The following is a 26,430-nucleotide window of genomic DNA, read 5'->3' as shown; positions in this document are numbered from 1 at the left end:
GCGGTGCCGACCGGACTGCTGGACACGCTTCCCGCCGAGCAGCGTCGGCTGCTGCGGACGGCGCGCCCGGGGGCGGACCTGGCCGCGCGGCCCATGCTGGCCACGCTGAGCGACCGGCGGGACTTCTCCGGCGAGGACTGGCTCTTCGAGCGGAAACTGGACGGGGTACGTGTGCTGGCGGTGCGTGAGGACGGCCATACCTCGCTGCTGTCCCGCTCGGGCCGCCGGATCGACGCCACCTACCCGGAGGTCGTGGACGCGCTCGGCGGGCAGTCCTGCGGGGACTTCACCGTCGACGGGGAGATGGTGGCGTTCTCCCGGGGCCGCACCGACTTCTCCCGGCTCCAGCAGCGGATGGGCCTGACCCGGCGCCAGGACGTGGAGGCGAGCGGTGTCGCTGTGACGTACTACGTCTTCGACCTGCTCAGGCTGGACGGCCAGGACCTCACGCGGCTGCCGCTGCGGACCCGCAAGTCCCTGCTGCGCCGGGCCCTGGCGTACCGGGCGCCGCTCAGGCTGTCGGCGCACCGCAACGAGGGCGGGGCCGAACTGCTGGCCGACGCCTGTGCCCGGGGGTGGGAGGGCCTGATCGCCAAGCGGGCCGACGGGGAGTACCTGCCGCGCCGGTCCCGGGACTGGCTCAAGCTCAAGTGCGCTCAGGGGCAGGAGTTCGTCATCGCCGGGTTCACCGAACCGGCCGGGAGCCGGGTGGGGCTCGGCGCGCTGCTGCTCGGCTACTACGAGCGCGGGCGGCTGCGGTACGCGGGCAAGGTCGGCACCGGCTTCGACCGGCGTACGCTGCTCGATCTGCGGGAGCGGCTGGAGGGGCTGCGGGTCTCGCGCTCGCCGTTCGACGGGCCGGTGCGGGAGCGGGGCGCGCGGTGGGTGCGGCCGGAACTGGTCGCGCAGATCGACTTCACCGAGTGGACCCGCGACGGCCTGCTGCGGCATCCGCGGTATCTGGGGCTGCGGGACGACAAGCAGGCCGAGGACGTCGTACGGGAGCTTCCCGCGGGGCGGGCCGGCGCCTGAGCGGAGCCAACGTCCCGGAGCACCGGCGGATGTTGTGGTTCCGGGTTCAACTTGCCTTGTGTGCCTCTATGTTCACGGCGACAGCAGCTCTCGCCTCAGGAGGCTTCGTATGCGCTCCGCCCTCCGCACCGCCGTCACCGGCACCGTGGCCGCCGCCACCGTCCTCCTCGCCACGCCCGCCCAGGCGACTCCGCCCGGACCGGGTGTCGTCGGCCGGACGATCAGTCAGAAGACCGTCGGCGGCACCGACTACATCCTTCGCGAGATCACGATTCCGCCGGGTCAGGCCACCGGCTGGCACTACCACGACGGCCCGCTGTACGCGTTCGCACAGCAGGGCACGCTGACCCACTACGACTCCACCTGCGTCTCCGACGGCGTCTACCCCGAAGGCAGCTTCATCCAGGAGCCGGCCGGACCGGGCAACGTCCACATAGGCCGCAACGAGGGCACCACGCCGGTGGTCCTCGACGTCCTGTACGTGCTGCCACACGGTGCGCCGTTCTCGCAGGACGCGCCGAATCCCGGCTGCCCCTTCGAGTGATCACCCCGACGGCAGCGGCTGTTCCGCCCAGATCGTCTTGCCGCTGCCGGTCTGCCGGCTGCCCCAGCGCCGGGTGAGCTGGGCGACCAGCAGCAGTCCGCGGCCGCCCTCGTCGTAGGCGTGGGCCCGGCGCAGATGCGGGGAGGTGGAACTGCCGTCGGAGACCTCGCAGATGAGGGCGCGGTCCCGGATCAGCCGGAGCTGGATGGGTGGGGCGCCGTACCGGATGGCGTTGGTGACGAGTTCGCTGACGACGAGTTCGGTGACGAAGGCCGCCTCGTCCAGGCCCCACGCGGCCAGCTGGTCCGTGGCCGCCTGCCGGGTCGCCGCCACGTGCTCGGGGTCGGGCGGCACGTCCCAGGTGGCGATGCGGTCGGTGCCCAGCACCCGGGTGCGGGCCAGCAGCAGGGCCACGTCGTCGCTGGGGTCCTCCGGCAGGACGGCCTTGAGCACGCCGTCGCACAGCGCGTCGAGGGACTCGGCGGGCGCGGTCAGCGCGCGGCACAGTTCGGCGGTGGAGTGGTCGATGTCGCGGTCGCGGTCCTCGATGAGACCGTCCGTGTACAGGGCGACCAGGGCGCCCTCCGGCAGCTCAACCTCCATGGCCTCGAAGGGCAGTCCCCCGACCCCGAGGGGCGGCCCGGCGTTCATCTCGATGACCTGCGCGGTGCCGTCGGGCAGGACGACGGCCGGGGGCGGATGGCCTGCGGCGGCCAGGCTGAGGCGGCGGGTGACGGGGTCGTAGACGGAGTAGAGGCAGGTGGCCCCCAGTTCGGCGACCTCGTCGGAGTCGTCCCCGGCCAGGTGGGTGACCAGGTCGTCGAGGTGGGTGAGGAGCTCGTCGGGCGGCAGGTCGACGTCGGCGAGGGTGCGTACGGCCGTGCACAGCCGGCCCATGGTGGCCGACGAGGGGATGCCGTGTCCGACGACGTCGCCGACGACGAGGGCGACCCGGCTGCCGGACAGCGGGATCACGTCGAACCAGTCGCCGCCGATGCCGGCCTGTGAGCCGGAGGGCCGGTAGCGGTGGGCGACTTCGACGGCCGCCTGTCCGGACAGGCCCCGGGGCAGCAGGTTGTGCTGGAGGGCCAGCGCGGTGGTGCGCTCCCGGGCGAAGCGGCGGGAGTTGTCGATGCAGACCGCGGCCCGGCTGGCGAGTTCCTCGGCGAAGACGGCGTCGTCGCCGCCGTAGTCGTCGGACTGTCTGATCCGGACGAGGACCGCGACGCCGAGCGTGGTGCCGCGGGCCCGCAGCGGCACCGCCATCATCGAGTGGGCACCCACGCGGTGGCGCCGGCCCTCCGGGGCGCGGGCGTTGCGTTCCGCGATCCACCGCATGAACGCCGGCTCGCCCGCCTGGCCCTGCATGACCCGGCTCTCCATGATCGCCCGCGCGGGCGGCGAGAACGGCGGGTAGTAGTCCACCTCGCCCAGGTGAACGGCCGCCTCGGGGGTGCCCTCGGTGCCGGAGCCGTGGGCGATCCGGCGCAGGGCGATGTCGGTGCCGGACAGGGCAGGGGGCTCCTCCGAGTCCAGGACCCAGTCGAAGAGGTCCACGCTGGCGAAGTCGGCGAACCGGGGCACCACGACCCCGATCAGCTCCTCGGCGGTGCGCACCACGTCCAGGGTGGTGCCGATGGCCGCGGCGGCCTCGTTCAGCAGGGCCAGCCGCTCGCGCGCCCAGTACTGCTCGGAGCTGTCGAAGGCCGCGAGGGCCGTGCCCACGACCTCGCCGTCTGCGTCCCGCACGGGCCACATCTGGATGCTCCAGGCGTGCTCCCGGTTCAGGGCCGGGGCTCCGGTGAAGCTCTCGTAGCGGATCGGCCGGCCCGTCTCGGCGACCTGGCGCAGGTGCCAGTGGAAGCCGCGGCCGTGCTCGGCCTCCTCCACGGTCTCCGGGAAGTGCCGGCCGATCAGGGCGTCCTCCGGTAGGCCCATCACCTGGCAGGCCACGTCGTTGAGCCGCAGATAGCGCTGCTCGGTGTCGAACACCGACATGGACATCGACGCCTGCTGGAAGGCCCGCTCGCCCAGGTCCGGCTCCGGTCCGCCCGGCGGTTCGCCGGTGACCACGTATCCGTCGGGCGCGCCGTCCTCGCCCAGGACGGTCTCCGCCCGCAGGGCCAGGGGCACCCGCGAGCCGTCGTGACGGCGCAGGACGACGGTGCCGCTCAGGGCGGCGACGGCGGCCGGCGGTGGTTCTTCGGCGAGCAGGTCCCGCGCGGGCCGTCCGACGACCTCCTCGGCGCTGTGGCCGCTGAGCCGCCGGGCACCCTCGCTCCACCCCCTGACCACACCCTGGGCATCGAGGATCACCGAGGCGGAGACGTGCTCCATTCGTCCAGCATGAGTCCTCCGCCGCAGGGCATCAACCTGCGACGCCCCCGGCGGTCACCCGCGCAGCGCGGCGAGGGCCCGGTCGGCGTGGGTGTTCATCCGCAGTTCGCTGCGGACGACCTCCAGGACGGTGCGGTCCTGCCCGATGACGAAGGTGGCCCGCTTCGTCGGGGCCAGCGAGAAGCCGCGGGCCACCCCGAACAGCTCGCGGATCTTGCCGTCGGCGTCGGACAGCAGCGGCATGCCGAGGCCGTGGCGGTCGGCGAACTGCTGCTGGCGTTCGACCGCGTCCCCGCTGATACCGACCGGCCGCGCGCCGACGGCGGAGAACTCGGCGGCGAGATCACGGAAGTGGCAGGCCTCCGCGGTGCAGCCGGGGCTGAGCGCCGCCGGGTAGAAGAAGAGGACCACGGGTCCCTCGGCGAGCAGCTCGGACAGGCTGCGGACGGTACCGGTCTCGTCCGGCAGCTCGAAGTCCTCGACCTTGTCGCCCGCCTTCAGCTGTGCGCTCACGCCCTGCCCTCCGTGTTCTTCGCGACGCCTCGGGCCCACAGCACGAGGGGGATCTGCAACGGCAGCCGGCCGAAGGCGGCGGCCTTCTGCGGGGCCGGGCGGTGCCGCCAGTCGACGGCCATCTTCACGTTGGCGGGGAACACACCGACGAAGAAGGCGGCCGTGGCCAGCGCGGCGGCCTTGCGGGTGCGCGGCAGCGCGACTCCGGCAGCCAGCGCGAGCTCGGCGACGCCACTGGCGTACGTCCAGGTCCGGGGCGTCCCCGGCAGAGAGGTCGGCACCAGCGCGTCGTACTGACGGGGGACGGTGAAGTGAGTGACGCCGGCCGCGGCCAGCAGGCCGGCGAGCAGCAGGGGCGAGCGTTCGGACCGGGGCACTGATCCTCCTTGGATGGCCTGCCGCCGGATGCTACCGGAGGGTAGATCCGGGTCCGCCATCCGCCCCCGCCTCTTCATTCGCCCTGGTGCGCACGGCGGTTGTGGGTTCCCGGGGTGTACCCGAAGGAGCGGCGGAAGACGTCGATGAAGGCGCTGGCGGAGGACCAGCCGCAGCGGTGGGCGACGGCGGTGACGGGGGTGTCCTCGGCGAGCAGGCGCAGCGCGTGGTGGAGGCGTGACTGGGTGCGCCACTGCGGAAAGGTCATGCCGAACTCCCCGCGGACTCTGGACCCGGCCCGCGGCACCGGCGCCCATGACCCGCCCCGTCCGCCGAGTGTCGGTTCCACGGTCGCGACTCCTTGTGCGGTGGCGTCAGCGGGCGGTGGTGACGGGCGCGGACCACATGCCGACGACGGCGTCGGTGAGGCCGGTGGCGGCGTCGTCCCAGGTCGACCGCGGGGTGGGGGTCTGCTCGGCGAGGGCGCGCTCGCGCTCGGCGGCCACGTGGACGATCAGATGGCGGACCATCTCGCCGCGCTCGGCGCGGACCTCGACGGGGAGGTCGGGCAGGCACCGGTTCAGCCCCTCGATGATCGCCTGGAGGGACGGGGCGGTGAGTGCCTCCTCGACCATGATCCGGTGCAGCGCGGGATCGGCCACGACCTGGGCGCAGAACCGCGCGTACCAGGTGGGGCTGCCGAGCGCGGCGAGATGTTCGAGAGAGGGGCGGACCAGACAGTCCACCCAGCCACGCACGTCGTCCGGGTCGGCCAGGTCGGCGACCAGCCGGGCGCGGATCTCCTCGATGCGCGCGGAGTGGCGCCGGACGATGGCGCGGACCAGGTCGGTCTTGGTGCCGAAGTGGTAGCCGACGGCGGTGTTGTTGCCCTGCCCGGCGGCCTCGCTGACCTGGCGGTTGGACACCGCGTACACGCCGTGTTCGGCGAAGAGCCGCTCGGCGGCGGTCAGCAGCAGCTCCCGGGTCGCGCCCGCCTGTTCCTCCCGCAGCGTCCTGCCTGCCATGATCACCACCGCACCGGGACCGCGCGCACCGTCTGCCGGCGGCCGGTCCCTCGAGCCGCCGTGGCTTCGCCTCCGTACAATCTAAGTCACGTGACTGAACGGGGCGCGAGCGTGGTGGGCGGGCGGCGCCCCCTCCCCCTGGGGGATGACCTCGAGCCCGGCGCACTACTGCGTTGCGAGTACCGGCTTGTCGGCACAGGTACGACGACACCGCGTGACATTCCCTGCAAGCTTGTCCGACCGCCCCGGAACCGGAAGAACCCCCGCTCATGACCATCCGCGTCCTGCTCGCCGACGACCAGGCCCTGTTGCGGGCCACCTTCCGGATCCTGATCGACTCCTGCGCGGACATGGAGGTGGTCGCCGAGGCCACCGACGGCGCGGAGGCCGTCGAACTCGCCCGGTCCCACCGCCCCGACCTGGTCCTGATGGACATCCGCATGCCCGGCACCGACGGTCTGGCCGCCACGTCGACGATCTGCGCGGACCCGGGCCTGGCGGCGGTGCGGGTGCTGATCCTCACCACGTTCGAGATCGACGAGTACGTGGCCCAGGCGCTGCGGGCCGGGGCGAGCGGCTTCCTCGGCAAGGACGTCACCGCGGACGTGCTGCTCGACGGCATCCGCACCGTGGCCGCCGGTGAGTCCCTGCTCTCCCCCACCGCGACCCGCACGCTGATCACCCGGTTCCTGGCCTCCCCGGCCGAGAGCTCCCAGTCGCCCGCCCCTGGGGACCTCGCGGCCCTGACCGCGCGGGAGCGGGAGGTCATGGCCTGGGTCGCCGAGGGGCACTCCAACGAGGAGATCGCCGAGAAGCTGTTCGTCAGCCCGCTGACCGTGCGCACCCATGTGCACCGCGCCATGACCAAGCTGGGCGCCCGCGACCGTGCCCAACTCGTCGTGATCGCCTACCAGTCGGGCCTGGTCCGAGCCCTGCCGCCGGCCGAGGAGCAGTGACGGCCGGGCCGCCGATCAGGGGAAATCGGCGGCCCGGGCGCGTGACGGAGGGCGGGGACGTCGAGAACTGACCCGTGACCCTGCCGCTGATCCCTCCCATGCTCGCGACACCCGGCACCCTGCCGCCCGTCGCGCAGGACGCCCGCTGGGCGTACGAGACCAAGCAGGACGGCCAGCGCGCGGTGGTCTATCTGGAGGGGGACGGCACACTGCTGCTGCGCGCCCGTTCCGGGGAGGACATCACCGCGGCCTACCCCGAGCTGCGGCCGCTCGCCGAGGCGCTCGGCGAAACCCCGGCCGTCCTGGACGGGGAGATCCTCGCGCTGGACGAACAGGGCCGCGCCGACTTCCAGTTGCTCCAGTCCCGCATGGGCCTCGCGCACGCGCCCGCCCGGGCCGCCAGGATGGCCGCGCGCACGCCCGTCCAGCTGGTGCTGTTCGACGTGATGCACCTCGCGGGCCGCTCCCTCCTGAAGGTCCCCTACTCCCGGCGCCGGGGGCGGCTGGAGGAGCTGGGCCTGGACGGGCCGTACTGGTCGACGCCGGGCGCCCTGGTGGGACGGGGGGCCGAGGCGCTGGAGGCGACCCGCGAGCACGGGCTGGAGGGGCTGGTCTGCAAGCGGCTGGACTCGCTGTACGAGCCCGGGGCGCGCTCCCGCTCCTGGATCAAGATCCGCAACATGCACAACGAGGACGTGATCGTCGGCGGCTGGCTCCCCGGCAAGGGGCGCATCGCGGGCCTTCCGGGCGCGCTGCTGGTCGGGCAGTTCGCGGCCGACGGCCGGCTGCGGTACGTCGGCGGGGTGGGCACCGGCTGGAGCGAGTCCGAACGGACCGAGCTGGCCGCGCTGCTGCGGACCGCCGCGTCGGACGTGTGCCCCTTCGATCCCGTGCCCCATGTGGCGGGCGCGCACTGGGTGCTGCCCCGGCTGGTGGGCGAGGTGCGCTACAGCGTGCGTACCCGGTCCGGGCTGCTGCGCCAGCCGTCGTGGCAGCGGCTCAGGCCGGATCTGACGCCGCGTGACGCGTCGGCGGTGCTGCCCGACGACGCCTGACGCACAGGTCGGCGGCAATTATTGCGCTGCCCTTCACCGCTGGTACGCCCGTGACTCTTGGCACGTAAGGGAATTCCCGGGATTCTGAACTCCCCTTCCCCCCACAGCCGTTGGGCTGGGTCAGAATCCCGAGGAGACGCTGTGCCGTCACAGACGTTCCGCACGCACCGCAACAGATTGCTCACCGGTCTGGCCGGTGCAGCCGCGCTCGTCATCGCCTTCCCCAGTGTCGCCCTCGCCGCTCCGCCCACGGCGCTGCCCGCCAACGCCGAGGCGGCCGAGAACACGTACCAGCCCGCCTTCGACTACGACACGGACGGCTGCTACTCCACGCCCGCCATCGGCCCGGACGGCACCCTGAACGGCGGCCTCAACCCGACCGGCGCGCTCAACGGCAGCTGCCGTGACGCCTCGGACCTGAACAACACCAACGGGTACTCCCGCTTCAAGTGCAACAACGGCTGGTGCGCCTACATGTACGGCCTGTACTTCGAGAAGGACCAGGCCATCGCGGGCAGCAGCATCGGCGGGCACCGGCACGACTGGGAGCACGTCGTGGTGTGGGTGCAGGACAACGCGGTGCGCTACGTCTCGACGTCCAACCACGGCTCGTTCACGGTGCACGCCGCGTCCTCGGTGCGCTTCGACGGCACGCACGCGAAGATCGTGTACCACAAGGACGGCATCAGCACGCACTGCTTCCGGCTGGCCAACTCCAACGACGAGCCGCCGGAGAACCACGAGGGCACCTGGCAGTACCCGCCGCTGGTCGGCTGGAACGGCTACCCCTCGGGCATCCGTGACAAGCTGGTCGCGGCGAACTGGGGCAGCGCCAACTTCGGTCTGAAGGACGGCAACTTCGCCTCCCACCTCGCGTCGGCGAAGCCGTCGGGCATCTCGTTCGACCCGAACGCCTGACACACCCGCGGTCCACGTCACACGGCCCCTGGGCCGACGTCCCCCTCGACGAGGGCGTCGCCCAGGGCCGTTCGCGTGTACAGGACGTAGTGGCCCTGCCGCCGGGAGACCAGCAGGCCGGTCTCCCGCAGGACCGACAGATGGACGGACACGGTCGACGCGGCCAGGCCGTGCCGACGGGCCAGCTCCGTCGTAGAGGCGGGCGCGCCGAGCCCGGCGAGCAGAGCGGCGCGCTGCCCGCCGAGCAGCCGGCCGAGCGCCTCCGGCGGACGCGGGGCCGACGCGGCGTGGAGACGGCCCATGCCGCGGGCCGGATAGATGACCGTCGGCTGCCAGGGCCGTGCGAAGCCGCTCACCACGTCCGGCCACACGAAGACGCTCGGCATCAGCAGGAGGCCTCTGCCGTCGGGGCGTTGCGCGTCCGCCAGATCGTCGTACCGGCGCAGGGTGAGTGTGCGGTCGGCCCAGTCGACGGCCGGGTGCAGACCGGTCAGCAGCGCGTCGAGGCCCTCGTCGGCCGCCCTGCGGGAGCGCTGCGCGATGTCCGCCTCCAGTACCGCGCGGTGGCGGGCCCAGTCCGGGGCGAGCAGGGCCTGCCAGGCCCGCTCGGTGAGGTCGGCCAGGCGCCGGACGGTGGCGGCGGGGTCGTCGAGCGCGGCCCGCCCCCGCGGGGATTCCATGAGGCCGGGGGTGCAGGCGAGGGAGCGGGTCATCTCCGCATGGGCGAGCGCGGGGTCGGTGGCGCGCAGGCGGGCCAGTTCGCCGTCGAAGGTCGGGTACGGCTCCTCGGGAGGCGCGCCGAGGAAGTCCGGCGTGTAGGCACCGGGCGGCGGGATGAACAGCCACAGGAGTGCCAGGTCGAGGCGGGCGACCGTACGGCGGACGCGGTGCAGCCAGCTTCGGTGGTAGCCGTGCCGACCGGGCCGGCGCAGCAGCCGCAGCGCCTCGTGGGTCTGGCACAGCGGTGAGATCGCGAACCGGCAGCGCGCGAGGTCGTCGGTGCCGAGGTGCAGGGCGAGCGGCATGGCGACCCCCGTCGTGAGCGTCGATTCGTCCCGGGACGAAAGAGTGGAGGCCCCGCCCCGCGGCCCCGCACGCTGGCCCCGACTTCCCCTGGGCGAAAGGCGGTTGGATGGACAGCGTACGTCCGGCACCCTGGCGGCGTGCCGCCGTCCTCGCGGCGCTGATGCTGGCGGCGTTCACCTTCAACACGACCGAGAACCTGCCGGTCGGCCTGCTCACGCTGATGGCGGACGATCTGCGGGTGTCGCTGACGGCCGTCGGCGCCCTGGTCACCGGCTACGGCCTGACGGTGGCGGTCGCCTCGTTGCCGCTCGTCCACGTCACCCGGTCGGTTCCGCGCCGTTATCTGCTGACCGGCGTTCTGGGGCTGCTCGCGCTGGCCAGTTGGGTTTCCGCACTGGACGGTGTGCCGTACGGGGCGCTGCTGGCGGCGCGGGTGGCGACCGCGCTCGGGCAGGCGGTGTTCTGGTCGGTGATGGGGCCGGTCGCGGTCGGCATGTTCCCGGCCGAACGCCGGGGACGGGTCATAGGGCTGCTGTCCGTCGGGGGTTCCCTCGCCACGGTGGCCGGGGTTCCGGCGGGGACCTGGCTGGGCGGACACACCGACTGGCGCACGCCGTTCGCCTTGCTCGGCGTGCTGGCGCTGCTCTCGCTCGTGACCATCGGGATCCTGCTGCCGTCCTCCCGCCCCCAGGACGGCCACGCGGCGTACGGCTCCGCGCCCGACCGGCGCGCCTTCCACGTCGTGCTGGCCGTCACGGCCCTGTCGGTGACCGGTGCCTTCGCCGGGTTCACCTACGTGGTGGCCTTCCTCACCGAGGTGAGCGGATTCAGCGCGGACGCCGTCAGTGCCGTCCTGCTCGCCTTCGGCGGGGCGGCACTGACGGGGGTCGCGGTGACCGGGCCGCTGCTCGACCGCCGTCCGCGAGCCACGCTGCGGGTGCCGGTGGCGGCCCAGGCGGTGGCGCTGCTGGGCCTGTGGGCGGCGGGACAGTCCCGGGTGGCGAGTGTCGTGCTGATCATGGTGCTCGGTGCCTCGGTCGCGACGGTGTTCATGGCGACGCAGAGCCGGATGCTCCAGGTGGCCCCCGGCCGCACGGAGACCGCCCTCGCGGCCAACTCGGCGGCCTACAACATCGGTATCGCCGCCGGCGCGCTGCTCGGGGGCGCGCTGCTGCCCGTGGTCGGGCTGCGGGGCACGTTCCTGGTCGGAGGGCTGTTCACGGTGGCCGCGTCGGTGGTGCTGTGCTCGCCGGTCCGGGGGCGGGGCGCCGCGCGAATCGGGCGGAGGCGTGCGAACGCGGGCTTGTGACGGACTATCGTGGCCGCATGTCCGTCCCTGAACTGATCCGTATCGTCTCCCGCGACTCGCCGATGGCACTCGCCCAAGTGGAGCGTGTCCGTGCCGAGTTGGCGGCCCTGCACCCCGGTGTGCGCACCGAGGTCGTGCCCGTGAAGACGACCGGTGACAAGTGGATGGGCGACCTCTCCCAGGTCGAGGGCAAGGGCGCGTTCACCAAGGAGGTGGACGCCGCGCTGCTGGCGGGCGAGGCCGACCTCGCCGTGCACTGCGTCAAGGACATCCCCGCCGACCGGCCGCTGCCCGCGGGGACGACGTTCGCCGCGTTCCTGAAGCGGGACGACATCCGCGACGCGCTGATCCATCCGGGCGGCCTCACGCTGGACGAGCTGCCGGACGGGACGCGCATCGGCACCTCGTCGGTGCGCCGGGTCGCGCAGCTGGCCGCCACCCACCCGCACCTGGAGTGCGTGCCGTTCCGCGGCAACGCCAACCGGCGGCTGGCCAAGCTCGCGGCCGGTGAGGCCGACGCGCTGCTCCTGGCGGTGGCCGGCCTGGAGCGCATCGACCGCCGTGACGTGATCAGCGAGGTCCTCTCCCCCGAGGTGATGATGCCGCCGATCGGCGCGGGCATCCTCGCGCTGCAGTGCCGGGAGGGCGACACCGAGCTCATCGACGCCGTCAGCGGGCTCGGGGACCCGGACACCCACCGGGAGGCCACCGCCGAGCGCATGTTCCTGCACGTCCTGCAGGGGCACTGCAACAGCCCCATCGCCGGGTACGCGCGCGTGGACCGCAGCGGCGAACTGTCACTGCGGGCGTGTGTGTTCACCCCGGACGGCAAGGTCCGGCTGAACGCCCACGAGTGGGCCGGCCGGCTCGACCCGGCCACGCTGGGCACGTCGGTCGCCGTGGCGCTGCTGCGTCAGGGCGCCCGCGAGATCATCGACGGCATCCCGCACTGAGCCGCCCAAGGGCACCGACCGGTCAGGCGGTGCCCTCTTCGGCCTGCTCCCGCAGGAAGTTGCTCACCTGGAGCGCGAGGCCGTCGCGCAGGGTGGCGGCATGGGCGCCGGCGGAGCCCTCCTGGAGGCCGACGCCACCGGTCCACAGCCGGCGGTCCGCCCACTCCTCCTCGACCCGCAGCTGGATCTGCACGTCGACCTGGCTCAGGCTCGCCTCCGGGCCGGCCGCGTAGAGCACGGCGGTGGCCCGGCGCAGGGGGTAGACGTCGAAGCCCTCGATGAACTGCGAGTTGCGCCAGTCGATGAACGCGGCCTCGCCGTCCTGGCCGATCCGCACGTCCATCTGGCCGTCCTCGAGGTGGATGCCGAGGTGCCGCTCGCCGCGGTTCTCGACGGTGACGCGGACCCGGAAATAGGTCAGCCCCTCGGCGGCGTCGTCCCGTCCGCGCGGCGGCTCGGCGGCTTCCAGGCGGTGGACGCGGACACGCAGACCGGCATGCTCGTCGTACTCGTGCCAGTCCCCGACCACGTTCGGCTCGTACACAATCCACCTCTCGACCCAGAGAGCTGCTTCCTATCTTTGTGCTCAGTGCACTGTCAAATGAGCAGAATGCGCTGTGGCCAGCCCATTCGCCCCCTTGATCACCGATCAAGCCGTGGGCAGGAAGAATCCGCCCCCGAGCCGTTCGGCCGTGTTCACCCACGTGCCGCACATCACGTTCTCCCCCAAGATCAGCGAGCCGGCCGGCCGAGCAGTGCGGAGGCGGCGGTGATGCCGAGCGCGGCGGCCACGAGCAGGACGGCGAAGTCGAGCGCGAGATGGGCGGGGGTGCCCAGGAGGAGGCCGCGCAGGGCGTCGACCTGGTAGCTGAGCGGGTTGGCCGTGCTGACCGCCTGGAGCCAGCCCGGCATCACCGACAGCGGGTAGAGGGCGTTGGAGCCGAAGAACAGCGGCATCGTGATGGCCTGCCCGAAGCCCATCAGCCGGTCGCGGTTGAGGACGATGCCGGCGATGGTGATCGACAGGCAGGAGAAGAAGGCGGAGCCGAGGACGACGACCGCGGCTACACCGAGCAGCTTCAGCGGGTTCCAGGTCAGCGCGACGCCGAGCACCGCGGCGATGAGGGTCACGACGACCGCCTGGATCGGGGACTTCACCCCGGCCGTGAACGCCTTGCCGGTGATCAGCGCCGAGCGCGGCGTCGGTGTGACGAGCAGCTTGTCGGGGATGCCGGCGTCACGCTCCCAGATGATCTGGATGCCGTAGAAGATGGCGATGAACATCGCGGACTGGGCGATGATGCCGGGGGCCAGATAGTCGATGTAGGGGTCGCTCACCTGGCCGTTCGGACGGACAGTCACGCCGGTGCAACACGTAGTCGCATTCACGAAATCCGTTTCAGGTACACTTAGGGCGGGAATACGTTCCTATGTGCTTCGGACAGGAGGCACGTCCGTGGGAGCCGGCCCTCCCCCCTGGGTGTTCTCCTGAGGTCCGAGTCCGCGCCTCCCATGGTGTCTGTCCAATCAGCACCTGCTTGAGGAGGTGCACTCGGATGAGTGCCACCACCAGGACGAAGCAGCACCCTCACGACGACGCACCCGACACCGCCGCAGCCTTCGACCGGCTTGTCGGCCTGTCCGACGGGCCGGACCGCAAGGCTCTCAAGGACGAACTGATCGAGCTGTGGCTCCCCATGGCGGAGCGGATCGCCGTGCGGTTCAAGGGCCGCGGGGAGTCCCTCGAGGACCTGTACCAGGTGGCCGCGCTGGGTCTGGTCAAGGCCGTCGACCACTACGACCCGGCACGTGGCCACGCCTTCGAGGCGTACGCGGTTCCCACCATCACCGGCGAGATCAAGCGGCACTTCCGCGACCACATGTGGACGCTGCACGTGCCGCGCCGTGTGCAGGACCTGCGCAACCGGGTGCGCGCCTCGGTCAAGGAGCTGTCGCAGCAGGCCCCGGGCAAGCCGCCCACCGTGGCCGAGATCGCCGAGCACGCGCACCTGAGCGAGGCCGAGGTGCGCACCGGCATGGAGGCCCTGGAGTGCTTCTCCGCGCTGTCGCTGGAGGCGGAGATGCCCGGCACCGACGGTTACGCCCTCGGTGACGCGATCGGCGGTCCGGATCCGGCGTACGAGGTGGTCATCGACCGCGTGTCCGCGTCGCCGTGCCTGCAACGGCTCCCGGAGCGCGAGCGGACGATCCTCTATCTCCGCTTCTTCGTGGGGATGACGCAGAGCCGTATCGCGCGGCAGCTGGGCATCTCGCAGATGCATGTCTCCCGGCTGCTGAGCGGCTGTTTCGCCCAGCTGCGCGAGGAACTGCTCGCCGAGGCACGCTGACCCCGAACGGGGTGGGTCACCCCTTGGCCGACCCCGGAATCTGCGTCGGGCCGTGACGCTCGAGGGCCTCTTCGAGCTCGACGCGGATTTCGGGCGGCATCTCGCCCTCGCGGCCCCAGATGAGGATCAGTTCCGCCACCCGGCGGAGCTTGATGTTCGTGTGCTGGGAGACGTCCTTCAGCACCGTCCACCCCTGATCGGGGGAGAGCCGGCCGAGTGCGACGATCATTCCGATCGCCTGGTCCACCACGGCGTGCGAGACCACCGCCTGCTTGAGCTGGTCGACTTCCTCTTCCAGCTCAACAATGCGTTCCGTCTCGTCGGCGGGCTCGTTCGGTCGCGGTGCCACGGCTCCCATCCTCGCGCCTTCGCCGGTGGCGTGCCAGTGACACGAGCCCGGACGTGGCCCGTTTCGGCACCCTGCCGGGGGTACTCGGCAGGCCCGTGAGCGGATCCGGCCGGACACTGGGAGCAGACCGGTGGCCCGCCGGTAGGGCGAGACCAGGACGCGACTGCCATGAACAATGCGAGAACCCCCGGGAGCACGGCCGATGTCGTGTCCACACACTCCGTGTTCGGCGCACCCTGCTGGGTGAGCCTGACCAGCCGTGACCTGGAGGCCACCCAGGCGTTCTACTCCGCCGTGCTGGGATGGCGCTGGCGGCCGGCCAAGCTGGGGGACCGCTTCCGGGTGGCGCTGGCGCACAACGTGCCGGTGGCCGGTATCGCCGCGGTCGCCACCATGTGGCAGATGGCCGTCGCCTGGACGCCGTACTTCGCCGTGCGCAGCGCCGACGAGGCCGTGGCGCGGGTGCAGGAACGCGGCGGCACCGCGGCCGTCGGACCGCTCTCCCTGCCGCCGGGGCGGGCGGCCCTGCTCGCCGACCGGGACGGGGCGACGTTCGGCATCTGGGAGGGCGAGCTCATCTCCAACTGGGAGTCCTGGCGCCGGGCCGCGCCCACCTTCATTCGCCTGCACACCCGTGACGCCTTCGACGCCGCCCTGTTCTACGGCGAGGTCTTCGACTGGGCGTCGGGCGAGGGCGGCTGCGAGGTCCACTACGAGGGCGGCGAGGTCGTGCTGCGCAGCGGCGGTGACGCGGTGGCGCGGATCGAGTCGGGGGCGCTGGAGGCCGCGCCCGATCCGACGATCCGGCCGCACTGGCAGGTGCACTTCGCGGTCGCGGACGTGGCGGAGTGCGCGCGGGCCGCGGAGCTGAACGGCGGGAGCGTGCTGTCGAAGGGGAACGAGGAGGCGGTGCTGCGGGATCAGGACGGGGCGCAGTTCACCGTTACCTCGCGCCGCGAACGATAGCGGCGCGGCCGCCCACCCTGATCAGGGCTTCTTGCGGGACGGCCTCGACAGCAGGACCAGGCTGCGGCGCTCGATGAGAAGGGCCGTGCCCGCCTTGTGCTCCGTCTCGTCGGGCGGCCCCTGCTGGGCGGCCGTGTCGATCAACGTGGTCCAGCGTTCGCCGAAGCCGCGATCGGGGAGCTGGAACTCCAGCGGCTCCCAGTGGGCGTTGAGCAGCAGCAGGAACGAGTCGTCCACGACCGGCTGCCCGCACCAGTCCGGCTCGGCGATGGCATCGCCGTTGAGGAAGGCGGCGACGGCGTGCGCGTCGGGGCGCTCCCAGTCGTCGTCGGTCATCTCGCGTCCGTCGGGACGGAACCACACCAGGTCGGGCAGCGGCTGCTCGGGATGGGTGGGTGTCTCGCCCTGGAAGAAGCGGCGGCGGCGCAGGACGGGGTGGGCAGCGCGCAGCCCGATGACGTATCGGGTGAAGTCGGCGAGCGCGCGCTGCCCGTCGGTGAGACGCCAGTCGACCCAGGACACCTCGTTGTCCTGGCAGTAGGCGTTGTTGTTGCCCCGTTGGGTGCGGCCGATCTCGTCGCCGTGGCCGAGCATCGGGATGCCCTGCGACAGCAGGAGCGTGGCGAGGAAGTTGCGCTGCTGCCGGGCCCGCAGCGCGAGCACGGCCGGGTCGTCGGTCTCGCCCTCGGCACCGCAGTTCCAGGACCGGTTGTGGCTCTCGCCGTCCCGGTTGTTCTCGCCGTTGGCCTCGTTGTGCTTGTCGTTGTACGAGACGAGGTCGCGCAGCGTGAACCCGTCGTGCGCGGTGACGAAGTTGACGCTGGCGCGCGGCCGGCGCCGGCTGTGCGCGTACAGGTCGGAGGAGCCGGTCAGCCGGGAGGCGAACTCGCCGAGCGAACCTGGCTCGGCCCGCCAGAAGTCCCGTACGGCGTCCCGGTACTTGCCGTTCCACTCCGACCACAGCGGCGGGAAGTTGCCCACCTGGTAGCCGCCCTCCCCCACGTCCCAGGGTTCCGCGATCAGCTTGACCCGGCTGATCACCGGGTCCTGTTGGATCAGGTCGAAGAACGCGGAGAGCCGGTCCACCTCGTGGAACTGCCGGGCGAGCGTGGCCGCGAGGTCGAAGCGGAAGCCGTCGACGTGCATCTCGGTGACCCAGTAGCGCAGCGAGTCCATGATCAGCTGAAGCACATACGGGTGGCGCATCAGCAGGCTGTTGCCGGTGCCGGTGGTGTCGTAGTAGTGCGCCCAGTCGCCGTCCACCAGGCGGTAGTACGAGGCGTTGTCGATGCCCCGGAAGGACAGCGTCGGGCCGCGCTCGTTGCCCTCGGCGGTGTGGTTGTAGACCACGTCCAGGATCACTTCGAGGCCGGCCGCGTGCAGCGCCTTCACCATCGACTTGAACTCGTCGACCTGCTGGCCGCGGGTGCCGTGGGCGGCGTAGGCGTTGTGCGGCGCGAAGAAGCCGATCGTGTTGTAGCCCCAGTAGTTGGACAGACCGCGGTCGAGGAGCACACCGTCCTGGACGTACTGGTGCACCGGCATCAGCTCGACGGCGGTCACGCCGAGGGAGGTGAGGTGCTCGACGACGGCGGGGTGCGCCAGTCCGGCGTAGGTGCCGCGCAGTGCGGGCGGGACGTCGGGATGGGCGCGCGTCAGGCCCCGTACGTGCGCCTCGTAGATGACCGTGTCGGCGTACGGCCTTCTGGGCGGGCGGTCGTCGCCCCAGTCGAAGTAGGGCTCGGTCACCACGCCGAGCATGGTGTGCCCGGCGCTGTCCGCCGGGGACGGGGCGCCCGGGGTGCGCTCGAAGAGGGAGGCGTGGTTGTCGACCTGCCCGTCCACCGCACGGCTGTACGGGTCCAGCAGCAGCTTCGCCGGGTTGCATCGGTGGCCGAGGCCGGGGTCCCAGGGGCCGTGCACCCGGTAGCCGTAGCGCTGGCCGGGTCCGACGCCGGGAAGATAGCCGTGCCACACGAAACCGTCGACCTCGGTGAGCGGCACGACGTCCGGTCTGCCCTTGTCGTCGACGAGGACCAGCTCGACGCGTTCGGCGACCTCGCTGAACAGGGCGAAGTTGGTGCCTTGCCCGTCGTGGGCGGCACCCAGTGGGTAGGGGTGCCCGCTCCACGCGGGCACCCCTTTCCGGTTGCGGCGCACCGCCGTCACCGGGCCTCCTCCAGGACCTCGTCCCGGACGCCCGCCGCGTCGGCCACGGCCGTGACGGGCATCTCGCGGGGAACCCCGCGCGCCTCGCGCAGGCTGGGCGCGGGCGCCGCCGGGACGAGCGGGGCGCGTTCGGCGGAGCGGACGCGCTGCGAGAACCAGATGACCTTGCTGCCGGACTCGGCTGCGCAGCAGCCCCAGCCGTCGCTCATCGCGGCGAGGTGCTGAAGGCAGGCCCGCAACTCGTGGTCCGGGCGCAGGGCGCGGTCGTTGTCACCCACGGCGGTGATGAGGTGCTGGCCGTTCCACCACATCTCGATCGAGGTGTTCTTGTCCGTCGCGTGCTCGTCGATGGCCCGCAACAGCATCTCCGCGCCTCGGCGGACGGGCTCCACAAGCGTCTCGAGGTCCCAGTACCGGAGGTGGGCGGCCAGAATTCGGCTGACCTGACCCACCCGTTCGGGGCTGACTTCCACGTCGAGGTGGTAGTAGCAGGGCACTGCGGTCTTCACCGTCGTTCCTCCTCACCGCGAAAGCTCCCGCTCTCCTCGCCCCTGCGGGACGGGCCCCGAGCACGGAGCGTGAGCGCCGATCGCTTCTGAGTCACTTCAGGGTGAGGGCGGTACGCCATTCGTGCAACACGAGACACGCGGACACGATGGTTGAAGATCCAACAGGACGCTGAGTCGTCGACCGTGCACCATGTGTGAAGACCTCGATGCCCGTAACGGAACCCGTGCGTGTGCGCGCACGGCCTTTCCGCCCGACGGTCGGGAGACGCGCCATCGAGCCCGGAAGGTGAACGGGGTCATGCTGCTACCGGCCAAAGCCGAAGTCGCCCGGCAACTGCGGCGATACCGGGCCTGGGAACGAGCCATGCTCGCGGCCCCGGCCGACCTCACGGTGCGAGCCACCTTCGAGGACACCGGCTACACCCTCTGCGTGCTGATGGGAAAGCGCTGCGCCCGTGAGGCCGCGGACGCCGCCGAGCGCTTTCTGCGCATCACCCCGGCCGCCTATCTCCGCGAGCAGGACGAGCGGCCCCGCACGGCGAGCGTGTCCGCACGGCGGGGCCCGCCGAGGTCGCGGCGGCGGCGTTTCCATGCCGGGAAGTAGCCAGCCCCCGGCACAGATCGAACCCCCGGCCGGGCCTTGTGCCCGGCCTCGAGCACGGTGGAGGTGAACCATGGGCAGGACCAAGGGCAGGACCGGTGCCGGCACCGGGACCATCGGTCGTATCCCGGTACGGGACGTACGGCCGGCCGTGGATGGCGGCAGGCTCCCGGCGAAGGCGGTCATGGGAGAGACCTTCGAGGTCACCGCCACCGTGTTCCGCGAGGGCCATGACTCCGTGGCCGCCAATGTCGTGCTGACCGATCCGGACGGCCGTCCCGGCCCGTGGACGCCGATGCACGAGCTGTCCCCCGGCTCCGACCGCTGGGGCGCCAGGGTGACGCCGTCGGCGGTGGGCCGCTGGACGTTCCATGTGGAGGCCTGGAGCGATCCGGTGGCCACCTGGCGGCGCACCGCCCGCATCAAGGTCCCGGCCGGGATCGACGTCGGACTGGTGCTGGAGGAGGGCGGCGAACTGTACGAGCGCGCGGCCTCCGGTGTGCCCGAGAAGGCGGAGCGGGCGACCCTGATGGCCGCCTCGGAGGCGCTGCGGGACGACTCGCTGCCGCCCGTGTCGCGGCTGGCGGCGGCGTTCGCGGCGAACGTGGACGCGGTGCTGGGCCGGTATCCGCTGCGGGACCTGGTCAGCGCGTCCGATCCGCTGCCCCTGCTGGTCGAGCGCGAACGCGCCCTGTACGGCTCCTGGTACGAGTTCTTCCCCCGCTCCGAGGGCACCCCCGCCCAGCCCCACGGCACGTTCACCACGGCCGCCCGCCGGCTGCCCGCCATCGCCGCGATGGGCTTCGACGTCGTCTACCTCCCGCCGATCCACCCCATCGGGACGACCTTCCGCAAGGGCCCCAACAACACGCTCTCCGCCGGCCCCGACGACGTCGGCGTGCCCTGGGCCATCGGCTCCCCCGAGGGCGGCCACGACGCCGTCCACCCGGGCCTCGGCACCCTCGACGACTTCGACCGCTTCGTCGCGAAGGCAGCCGAACTCGGCATGGAAGTCGCCCTGGACTTCGCCCTGCAGTGCTCGCCGGACCACCCGTGGGTGGACAAGCACCCCGAGTGGTTCCACCACCGCCCGGACGGCACGATCGCGTACGCGGAGAACCCGCCGAAGAAGTACCAGGACATCTACCCCATCGCCTTCGACGCCGACCTGGACGGCCTGGTCGCCGAGACACTTCGCGTGCTGCGGCACTGGATGGACCACAGGGTGCGGATCTTCCGGGTCGACAACCCGCACACCAAACCGGTGGTGTTCTGGCAGAGGGTGATCGCCGACATCAACCGCACCGACCCCGACGTCATCTTCCTCGCCGAGGCCTTCACCCGGCCGGCCATGATGCACACCCTGGCCCAGATCGGCTTCCAGCAGTCGTACACGTACTTCACCTGGCGCAACACCAAGCAGGAACTGACGGAGTACCTCACCGAGCTGTCCGGGGAGGCCGCCGCCTACATGCGGCCCAACTTCTTCGCCAACACCCCCGACATCCTGCACGCCTACCTCCAGGAAGGCGGCCGCCCCGCCTTCGAGGTCCGCGCCGTCCTGGCCGCCACCCTCTCCCCCACCTGGGGCATCTACAGCGGCTACGAACTGTGCGAGAACACCCCCCTGCGGCCGGGCAGCGAGGAATACCTCGACTCCGAGAAGTACCAGCTACGCCCCCGCAACTGGGACACCGCCGACACGATCGCCCCGCTGATCACCCAGCTCAACACCATCAGGCGGTGCCACCCCGCCCTCCACCGGCTGCGCAACCTGCGCTTCCACCACACCGACAACGACGCGCTCATCGCGTACAGCAAGCGCACGGGTCCGGACACGGTTCTGGTGGTCGCCAACCTTGATCCACACCACACCCAGCAGGGCACGGTCTCGTTGGACATGCCGCAACTCGGCCTGGACTGGGACGCCTCCCTGTCCGTGCACGACGAACTGACGGGTGAGGCCTACCGCTGGGGCAGGAGCAACTACGTACGCCTCGACCCCGGCGGGGCGCCCGCGCACGTGTTCCACGTCCAGGCATCGCCGCCGCAGATCGGAGGGTCGTGAGCGCCATGACCGTCAACGAGCCCGTGCTGGACACCTTCGAGGACACTCCTGCCAAGGATCGTGATCCCGACTGGTTCAAACGCGCCGTCTTCTACGAGGTCCTGGTCCGCTCCTTCCAGGACAGCAACGGCGACGGCGTCGGCGACCTCAAAGGCCTGACCGCCAAACTCGACTACCTGCAATGGCTCGGCGTCGACTGCCTGTGGCTGCCGCCCTTCTTCAAGTCACCACTGCGCGACGGCGGCTACGACGTCTCCGACTACACCTCGGTCCTCCCAGAGTTCGGCGACCTCGCCGACTTCGTGGAATTCGTCGACGCCGCCCACCAGCGCGGCATGCGCGTCATCATCGACTTCGTCATGAACCACACCAGCGACCAGCACCCGTGGTTCCAGGAGTCGAGAAAGGACCCCGACGGTCCCTACGGCGACTACTACATGTGGGCCGACGACGACTCGGCCTATTCCGACGCCCGCATCATCTTCGTCGACACCGAGCCCTCGAACTGGACGTACGATCCGGTCCGCAAGCAGTACTTCTTCCACCGCTTCTTCTCCCACCAGCCGGATCTCAACTACGAGAATCCAGCTGTGCAGGAGGAGATCCTGGCCGCCCTCCGCTTCTGGCTGGACCTGGGAATCGACGGCTTCCGGCTGGACGCCGTGCCCTATCTGTACGCGGAGGAGGGCACGAACTGCGAGAACCTCCCCGCCACCCACGAGTTCCTCAGGCGCGTCCGCCGCGACATCGACGCGATGTATCCGGATACGGTGCTGCTGGCGGAAGCGAACCAGTGGCCGGAGGACGTGGTCGACTATTTCGGCGACTACTCCAGCGGTGGCGACGAGTGCCACATGGCCTTCCACTTCCCGGTCATGCCGCGCATCTTCATGGCCGTGCGCCGGGAGTCCCGCTACCCCGTCTCGGAAATCCTCGCGAAGACACCGGCCATTCCCTCCGGCTGCCAGTGGGGCATCTTCCTGCGCAACCACGACGAGCTGACCCTCGAAATGGTCACCGACGAGGAACGCGACTACATGTGGGCGGAATACGCCAAGGACCCCCGCATGCGCGCCAACATCGGCATCCGACGGCGCCTCGCCCCGCTCCTCGACAACGACCGTCACTCGATCGAACTCTTCACCGCCCTGCTGCTCTCCCTGCCGGGCAGCCCGATCCTCTATTACGGCGACGAGATCGGCATGGGCGACAACATCTGGCTCGGCGACCGCGACGCCGTCCGCACGCCGATGCAGTGGACCCCGGACCGCAACGCCGGATTCTCCACCTGCGACCCCGGACGGCTCTGCCTGCCGACGATCATGGACCCGGTCTACGGCTATCAGGTCACGAACGTCGAGGCGTCGATGGCCTCGCCGTCCTCGCTGCTGCACTGGACCCGGCGCATGATCGAGATCCGCAAGCAGAACCCGGCGTTCGGACTCGGCTCCTACACCGAGCTGCAATCCTCCAACCCGGCGGTTCTCGCCTTCCTGCGGGAGTACGAGGACGACCTGGTGCTGTGCGTGCACAACTTCGCGCGCTTCGCGCAGCCCACCGAGCTCGACCTGCGTGAGTTCAGCGGACGCCATCCGGTCGAGCTGTTCGGCGGGGTGCGTTTCCCGGCCATCGGCGAACTGCCGTATCTGCTGACCCTCGGGGGCCACGGCTTCTACTGGTTCCGGCTCACCCGAGTCGCATCCCGCATCGGCAGACGACTTTGAGCGTGAGCTTCGAGCGTGTGCCGAGGAAAGGACGCGTCACCATGCAGAAGACCGCATCTCCCCGAACGACCCGTACGGTCGACGCCAGCCCGATGGCCTCACTGGCCGGACTGCTGCGCGAGTGGCTGCCACGGCAGCGCTGGTTCGCGGGCAAGGACAGGCCCGTCACGGACCTGGTGCTGCTGTCGATGACGGAGCTGTTCCCGGGCTGTCTGCATCTGCTGGTGCACGCCGGTCACTCGGCGGTGCCCTCGCCCGGCGGCGCTCCCCCGGCCGGCGACTGCTACCAGCTGCTGCTCGGCATGCGACAGCATCCGTCGCCGCGCCTGGGCAAGGCCCTCATCGGCCGGGCGGAGAAAGGTCCGCTCGCCGGTCTGACGGTCTTCGACGCGCTGCAGGACCCCCGCTCGGCCCAGCTGCTCCTGGACCGGCTGCGGCACCCCGGCACGGCCGGCCCGCTCCGGTTCGAGGCGGACCCGTCGGTGTCGTTGCCGGCCGGGCTGGTGCCCCGGGTGCTGGACGCCGAGCAGTCCAACTCCTCGCTGGTGTACGGGGACGCGTTCATCCTGAAGCTGTTCCGGCGCATCCAGCCCGGTGTCAATCCCGACCTGGAGCTGTCCGGCGCGCTGGCCCAGCAGGGCTGCGGACGGGTGCCGGCCCCGGTGGCCTGGTTCCGGACGACGCATCCCTGGGAGGCGACGCTCGGGGTGCTCCAGCCGTTCCTGCGGGACGCCTCCGACGGCTGGACGCTGGCGCTGGACGCGCTGGCCTCCGGTCACGACTTCACCGCGGAGGCCCGTCAGCTGGGGCAGGCCACGGCCGAGGTGCACCTGGCCCTGGCGTCGGCGTTCCCGTCCGGGGCGCACGCCGAGAACGGCCGTACCGCCGCGGCGATGACCGAACGCCTGGAACTCGCCGCGCACTTCGTCCCCGCGCTCCAGCCGTACGTGCCCGGACTGCGCACCGCCTTCGGCGCGCTCGCCGCCTGCGACCCCGGGCCGCCCGCCCAGCGCATCCACGGCGACCTGCACCTCGGGCAGGTGCTGCGGGCCGGCCGGGAGTGGTTCGTCATCGACTTCGAGGGCGAGCCGTCCCGCCCGCTGGCCGAGCGGCGCGGTGTGCACTCCCCGGTGCGGGACATCGCCGGCATGCTGCGTTCCTTCGACTACGCCGCCCGCCAGCGCCGGCCGTGGCGTCCGGAGTGGGCGCGCCGCTGCCGGGAGGCGTACTGCGCGGGCTATGCCGGCCGCGCCGGCTGGGACCCCCGCAAGAAGCACGGGTTGCTCCGTGCCTACGAGACCGACCGCGCCGTGTACGAGGTGCTGTACGAGGCCCGGCACCGCCCTGACTGGTTGCCCGTACCTATGGCGGCGATCGAACGCCTCGCCGTGAGAGGAGCCTGACCCCCATGGCCCTGCACGAGACCTCGCGGCCCGAGTCGGCCGGACCCGGCCGGCTCGCCACCGCGCCCGCCCTCGATACGGCCGAGCGTGAGCGCCTGCTGTCGGGCGCCCACCACGATCCGCACGCACTGCTGGGGGCGCATCCGGTCCCCGGCGGGATCGCGTTCCGGGCGCTGCGCCCGTTCGCGCGTGCGGTGAGCGTCGTGGTCGACGGCGAGCGCACCGCGCTGGTCTCGGAGGGCGGCGGTCTGTTCTCCGCCGTCCTGGCGCTGGACGCGATCCCCGCGTACACGCTGCTGGTGTCGTACGCCGAGGACGGGTCGGACGAGCGGGAGGTCCACGACCCGTACCGCTTCCTGCCCGCCCTCGGCGAGTTCGACCTCCATCTCATCCGGGAGGGGCGGCACGAGGAGCTGTGGAAGGCGCTCGGCGCCGAGCCGATGACCCATCAGGGCGTGGCCGGCACCCGCTTCACCGTGTGGGCGCCGAACGCTCAGGGCGTGCGGGTCGCCGGGGACTTCACCTGCTGGGACGGCACGGCGTTCCCGATGCGCTCGCTCGGGGCGTCCGGCGTGTGGGAGCTGTTCCTGCCCGGCATCGGCGAGGGCACCCGGTACAAGTTCGAGATCACCTCGCGGTACGGTCACCGCTTCCTCAAGGCCGACCCGATGGCACGCCGTGCGGAGGTCCCGCCGGACACGGCGTCGATCGTGCACGCCTCCCACTACGAGTGGGGCGACGAGCAGTGGATGGCGCACCGGGGCGACGTCCCGGTGCACCAGGCCCCCTTCTCGGTCTACGAGGTCCACCTCCCGTCGTGGCGGCCGGGCCTGACGTACCGCGAACTGGCCGAGCAGCTGCCCGCCTACGTCAACTACCTCGGCTTCACGCACGTCGAGTTCATGCCGGTCGCGCAGCACCCGTTCGCCGGATCCTGGGGCTACCAGGTCACCGGTTTCTATGCGCCGACCTCGCGGCTCGGCACGCCCGACGACTTCAAGTACCTGGTCGACGCCCTGCACCGGGCCGGCATCGGCGTGATCATGGACTGGGTGCCGGCCCACTTCCCCAAGGACGACTGGGCGCTGGCCCGGTTCGACGGGGACCCGCTGTACGAGCCCGGGGACGCGCGGCGGGCCGAGCATCCGGACTGGGGGACGTACGAGTTCGACTACGGCCGCACCGAGGTGCGCAACTTCCTCATCGCCAACGCCACGTACTGGTGCGAGGAGTTCCACATCGACGGGCTCCGGGTCGACGCGGTCGCCTCCATGCTCTACCTCGACTACTCGCGCGAGTCCGGGCAGTGGGCGCCGAACCGGTTCGGCGGGCGGGAGGACCTCGCCGCGATGGCGTTCCTGCAGGAGATGAACGCGACCGTGTACCGGCGCAACCCCGGGGTCGTGACGATCGCGGAGGAGTCGACCGCCTGGGACGGGGTGACCCGGCCGACCGACAGCGGCGGCCTGGGCTTCGGGCTCAAGTGGAACATGGGCTGGATGCACGACTCGCTCCAGTACATCGCCAAGGAGCCCGTACACCGCAAGTACCACCACAACGAGATGACGTTCTCGATGGTGTACGCCTACAGCGAGAACTACGTGCTGCCCATCTCCCACGACGAGGTCGTGCACGGCAAGCAGGCGCTGGTGTCGAAGATGCCGGGCGACTGGTGGCAGCGCCGCGCCAACCACCGTGCGTATCTCGGCTTCATGTGGGCCCACCCGGGCAAGCAACTGCTCTTCATGGGTCAGGAGTTCGCCCAGGGCGCCGAGTGGTCGGAAGCACATGGTCCGGAGTGGTGGCTGCTCGATCCCGGGTACGCGTCGGCCGGCGACCACGAGGGCGTGCGGGACCTGGTCGCGGATCTGAACGCGCGCTACCGGGCGACTCCGGCGCTGTGGGAGCGGGACACCGACCCGGGCGGGTTCCGGTGGGTGCTCGGCGACGCCGGCGACGACAACGTGTTCGCCTTCCTGCGGTTCGGTGCCGACGGCACGCCGCTGCTCGCCGTCAGCAACTTCTCGCCCGTGGTCCGCCACGACTACCGTCTCGCCGTGCCGGCCTCGGTGATCGCCTGGCAGGAGGTCCTCAACACCGACGCCGCGCGCTACGGCGGGAGCGATGTCACCAACCCCGGTCCCGTCAAACCGGAGGACGGGCACATCCGCCTGACGCTGCCTCCGCTGGCGACGGTGTGGCTGCTGCCTGAACGGATGTGACACCGGAGTTCTCCGTTCCCGACACCAT

General features: G+C 71.5%; 23 protein-coding genes and 2 pseudogenes. 14 read left to right on the top strand and 11 right to left on the bottom strand.

Going from position 1 to position 26,430, the window contains the following annotated elements:
- The first annotated feature begins 3 nt into the window (after window positions 1-3).
- A complete protein-coding gene (ligD, locus tag ACIRD7_RS16065) occupies window positions 4-1,032 on the top strand; it encodes a non-homologous end-joining DNA ligase (protein WP_403453444.1) in 1,029 nt (342 codons plus the stop codon).
- A gap of 109 nt (window positions 1,033-1,141) precedes the next feature.
- Window positions 1,142-1,576, top strand: a complete 435-nt coding sequence (locus tag ACIRD7_RS16060) for a cupin domain-containing protein (RefSeq protein WP_403453443.1) — start codon at window positions 1,142-1,144, stop codon at window positions 1,574-1,576.
- Here the strand turns inward: ACIRD7_RS16060 and ACIRD7_RS16055 are convergent, their stop codons facing one another.
- From ACIRD7_RS16055 to ACIRD7_RS16035, 5 genes and pseudogenes are all read right to left on the bottom strand, one after another.
- Entirely contained in the window at window positions 1,577-3,913 is a 2,337-nt protein-coding gene (locus ACIRD7_RS16055) for a SpoIIE family protein phosphatase (RefSeq protein ID WP_403453442.1), read from the bottom strand. It abuts the gene before it with no gap.
- 54 nt (window positions 3,914-3,967) lie between these two features.
- Window positions 3,968-4,426 carry a peroxiredoxin gene (locus tag ACIRD7_RS16050; RefSeq protein ID WP_403453441.1) on the bottom strand — a complete coding sequence of 153 codons (459 nt, stop codon included), beginning with the start codon at window positions 4,424-4,426 and terminating at the stop codon, window positions 3,968-3,970.
- Complete coding sequence (locus ACIRD7_RS16045) at window positions 4,423-4,803, bottom strand: DoxX family protein (protein WP_403453440.1); 381 nt, start codon at window positions 4,801-4,803, stop codon at window positions 4,423-4,425. The genes ACIRD7_RS16050 and ACIRD7_RS16045 overlap by 4 nt, the downstream gene beginning before the upstream one ends.
- Before the next feature lie 74 nt (window positions 4,804-4,877).
- Window positions 4,878-5,102, bottom strand: a pseudogene (locus ACIRD7_RS16040) (helix-turn-helix transcriptional regulator); the annotation flags it as partial.
- A gap of 73 nt (window positions 5,103-5,175) precedes the next feature.
- The gene (locus ACIRD7_RS16035) at window positions 5,176-5,826 is read right to left on the bottom strand and encodes a TetR/AcrR family transcriptional regulator (protein WP_403453439.1); all 651 of its coding nucleotides are present in this window, start codon (window positions 5,824-5,826) and stop codon (window positions 5,176-5,178) included.
- 269 nt (window positions 5,827-6,095) lie between these two features.
- Here ACIRD7_RS16035 and ACIRD7_RS16030 point away from each other — a divergent pair, with 269 nt between their 5' ends.
- The 3 genes from ACIRD7_RS16030 to ACIRD7_RS16020 all read left to right on the top strand — a co-directional run bounded on the left by ACIRD7_RS16030 (window position 6,096) and on the right by ACIRD7_RS16020 (window position 8,755).
- Window positions 6,096-6,782 carry a response regulator gene (locus ACIRD7_RS16030; RefSeq protein ID WP_403453438.1) on the top strand — a complete coding sequence of 229 codons (687 nt, stop codon included), beginning with the start codon at window positions 6,096-6,098 and terminating at the stop codon, window positions 6,780-6,782.
- A 74-nt stretch (window positions 6,783-6,856) separates the two neighbouring features.
- A complete protein-coding gene (gene ligD, locus ACIRD7_RS16025) occupies window positions 6,857-7,837 on the top strand; it encodes a non-homologous end-joining DNA ligase (protein ID WP_403453437.1) in 981 nt (326 codons plus the stop codon).
- 141 nt (window positions 7,838-7,978) lie between these two features.
- Window positions 7,979-8,755 carry an NPP1 family protein gene (locus ACIRD7_RS16020; protein WP_403453436.1) on the top strand — a complete coding sequence of 259 codons (777 nt, stop codon included), beginning with the start codon at window positions 7,979-7,981 and terminating at the stop codon, window positions 8,753-8,755.
- A 17-nt stretch (window positions 8,756-8,772) separates the two neighbouring features.
- Here the strand turns inward: ACIRD7_RS16020 and ACIRD7_RS16015 are convergent, their stop codons facing one another.
- On the bottom strand, window positions 8,773-9,780 hold the full coding sequence (locus tag ACIRD7_RS16015; protein ID WP_403453435.1) for a DUF5937 family protein: 1,008 nt from the start codon (window positions 9,778-9,780) through the stop codon (window positions 8,773-8,775).
- A 107-nt stretch (window positions 9,781-9,887) separates the two neighbouring features.
- On the opposite strand from ACIRD7_RS16015, the gene ACIRD7_RS16010 reads away from it, so the two are divergent.
- Entirely contained in the window at window positions 9,888-11,090 is a 1,203-nt protein-coding gene (locus tag ACIRD7_RS16010) for an MFS transporter (RefSeq protein WP_403453434.1), read from the top strand.
- Between the two features lie 17 nt (window positions 11,091-11,107).
- A complete protein-coding gene (gene hemC / locus ACIRD7_RS16005; RefSeq protein WP_403453433.1) occupies window positions 11,108-12,043 on the top strand; it encodes a hydroxymethylbilane synthase in 936 nt (311 codons plus the stop codon).
- A gap of 22 nt (window positions 12,044-12,065) precedes the next feature.
- Here the strand turns inward: hemC and ACIRD7_RS16000 are convergent, their stop codons facing one another.
- Together ACIRD7_RS16000 and ACIRD7_RS15995 are read right to left on the bottom strand one after the other, a co-directional pair.
- Complete coding sequence (locus tag ACIRD7_RS16000; protein WP_403453432.1) at window positions 12,066-12,587, bottom strand: hypothetical protein; 522 nt, start codon at window positions 12,585-12,587, stop codon at window positions 12,066-12,068.
- A 188-nt stretch (window positions 12,588-12,775) separates the two neighbouring features.
- A pseudogene (locus tag ACIRD7_RS15995) lies at window positions 12,776-13,393 on the bottom strand (ABC transporter permease); the annotation flags it as partial.
- A 206-nt stretch (window positions 13,394-13,599) separates the two neighbouring features.
- Between ACIRD7_RS15995 and ACIRD7_RS15990 the strand changes: the two are divergent.
- Window positions 13,600-14,391 carry a SigB/SigF/SigG family RNA polymerase sigma factor gene (locus ACIRD7_RS15990; protein WP_403453431.1) on the top strand — a complete coding sequence of 264 codons (792 nt, stop codon included), beginning with the start codon at window positions 13,600-13,602 and terminating at the stop codon, window positions 14,389-14,391.
- Window positions 14,392-14,407: 16 nt separating this feature from the next.
- On the opposite strand, the gene ACIRD7_RS15985 is transcribed toward ACIRD7_RS15990, so the two are convergent.
- Window positions 14,408-14,749 (bottom strand): ANTAR domain-containing protein, encoded by a 342-nt coding sequence (locus ACIRD7_RS15985; RefSeq protein WP_403453430.1) that lies wholly within the window; start codon window positions 14,747-14,749, stop codon window positions 14,408-14,410.
- Between the two features lie 159 nt (window positions 14,750-14,908).
- On the opposite strand from ACIRD7_RS15985, the gene ACIRD7_RS15980 reads away from it, so the two are divergent.
- The gene (locus ACIRD7_RS15980) at window positions 14,909-15,706 is read left to right on the top strand and encodes a VOC family protein (protein ID WP_403453429.1); all 798 of its coding nucleotides are present in this window, start codon (window positions 14,909-14,911) and stop codon (window positions 15,704-15,706) included.
- Window positions 15,707-15,727: 21 nt separating this feature from the next.
- Here ACIRD7_RS15980 and glgX read toward each other — a convergent pair whose 3' ends face one another.
- Together glgX and ACIRD7_RS15970 are read right to left on the bottom strand one after the other, a co-directional pair.
- Window positions 15,728-17,875, bottom strand: a complete 2,148-nt coding sequence (glgX, locus tag ACIRD7_RS15975; protein ID WP_403453428.1) for a glycogen debranching protein GlgX — start codon at window positions 17,873-17,875, stop codon at window positions 15,728-15,730.
- A complete protein-coding gene (locus tag ACIRD7_RS15970) occupies window positions 17,872-18,384 on the bottom strand; it encodes a pep a2 (RefSeq protein ID WP_403453427.1) in 513 nt (170 codons plus the stop codon). The genes glgX and ACIRD7_RS15970 overlap by 4 nt, the downstream gene beginning before the upstream one ends.
- A gap of 298 nt (window positions 18,385-18,682) precedes the next feature.
- Here ACIRD7_RS15970 and ACIRD7_RS15965 point away from each other — a divergent pair, with 298 nt between their 5' ends.
- From ACIRD7_RS15965 to glgB, 5 genes are all read left to right on the top strand, one after another.
- Complete coding sequence (locus tag ACIRD7_RS15965) at window positions 18,683-18,988, top strand: DUF5133 domain-containing protein (RefSeq protein WP_403453426.1); 306 nt, start codon at window positions 18,683-18,685, stop codon at window positions 18,986-18,988.
- Window positions 18,989-19,058: 70 nt separating this feature from the next.
- Window positions 19,059-21,053 carry an alpha-1,4-glucan--maltose-1-phosphate maltosyltransferase gene (locus ACIRD7_RS15960; RefSeq protein WP_403453425.1) on the top strand — a complete coding sequence of 665 codons (1,995 nt, stop codon included), beginning with the start codon at window positions 19,059-19,061 and terminating at the stop codon, window positions 21,051-21,053.
- Window positions 21,054-21,058: 5 nt separating this feature from the next.
- Window positions 21,059-22,777: a maltose alpha-D-glucosyltransferase gene (gene treS / locus ACIRD7_RS15955; RefSeq protein WP_403453858.1), complete on the top strand. Its 1,719-nt coding sequence runs from the start codon at window positions 21,059-21,061 to the stop codon at window positions 22,775-22,777.
- A gap of 41 nt (window positions 22,778-22,818) precedes the next feature.
- Window positions 22,819-24,180 carry a maltokinase gene (locus ACIRD7_RS15950; RefSeq protein WP_403453424.1) on the top strand — a complete coding sequence of 454 codons (1,362 nt, stop codon included), beginning with the start codon at window positions 22,819-22,821 and terminating at the stop codon, window positions 24,178-24,180.
- Between the two features lie 5 nt (window positions 24,181-24,185).
- Window positions 24,186-26,402, top strand: a complete 2,217-nt coding sequence (gene glgB / locus ACIRD7_RS15945) for a 1,4-alpha-glucan branching enzyme (RefSeq protein WP_403453423.1) — start codon at window positions 24,186-24,188, stop codon at window positions 26,400-26,402.
- Window positions 26,403-26,430 lie beyond the last annotated feature (28 nt).

The sequence above is a fragment of the Streptomyces sp. NPDC093568 genome (genome assembly GCF_044764945.1).
GTDB lineage: Bacteria > Actinomycetota > Actinomycetes > Streptomycetales > Streptomycetaceae > Streptomyces.
This window is presented reverse-complemented; position numbering and strand designations above follow the sequence as displayed.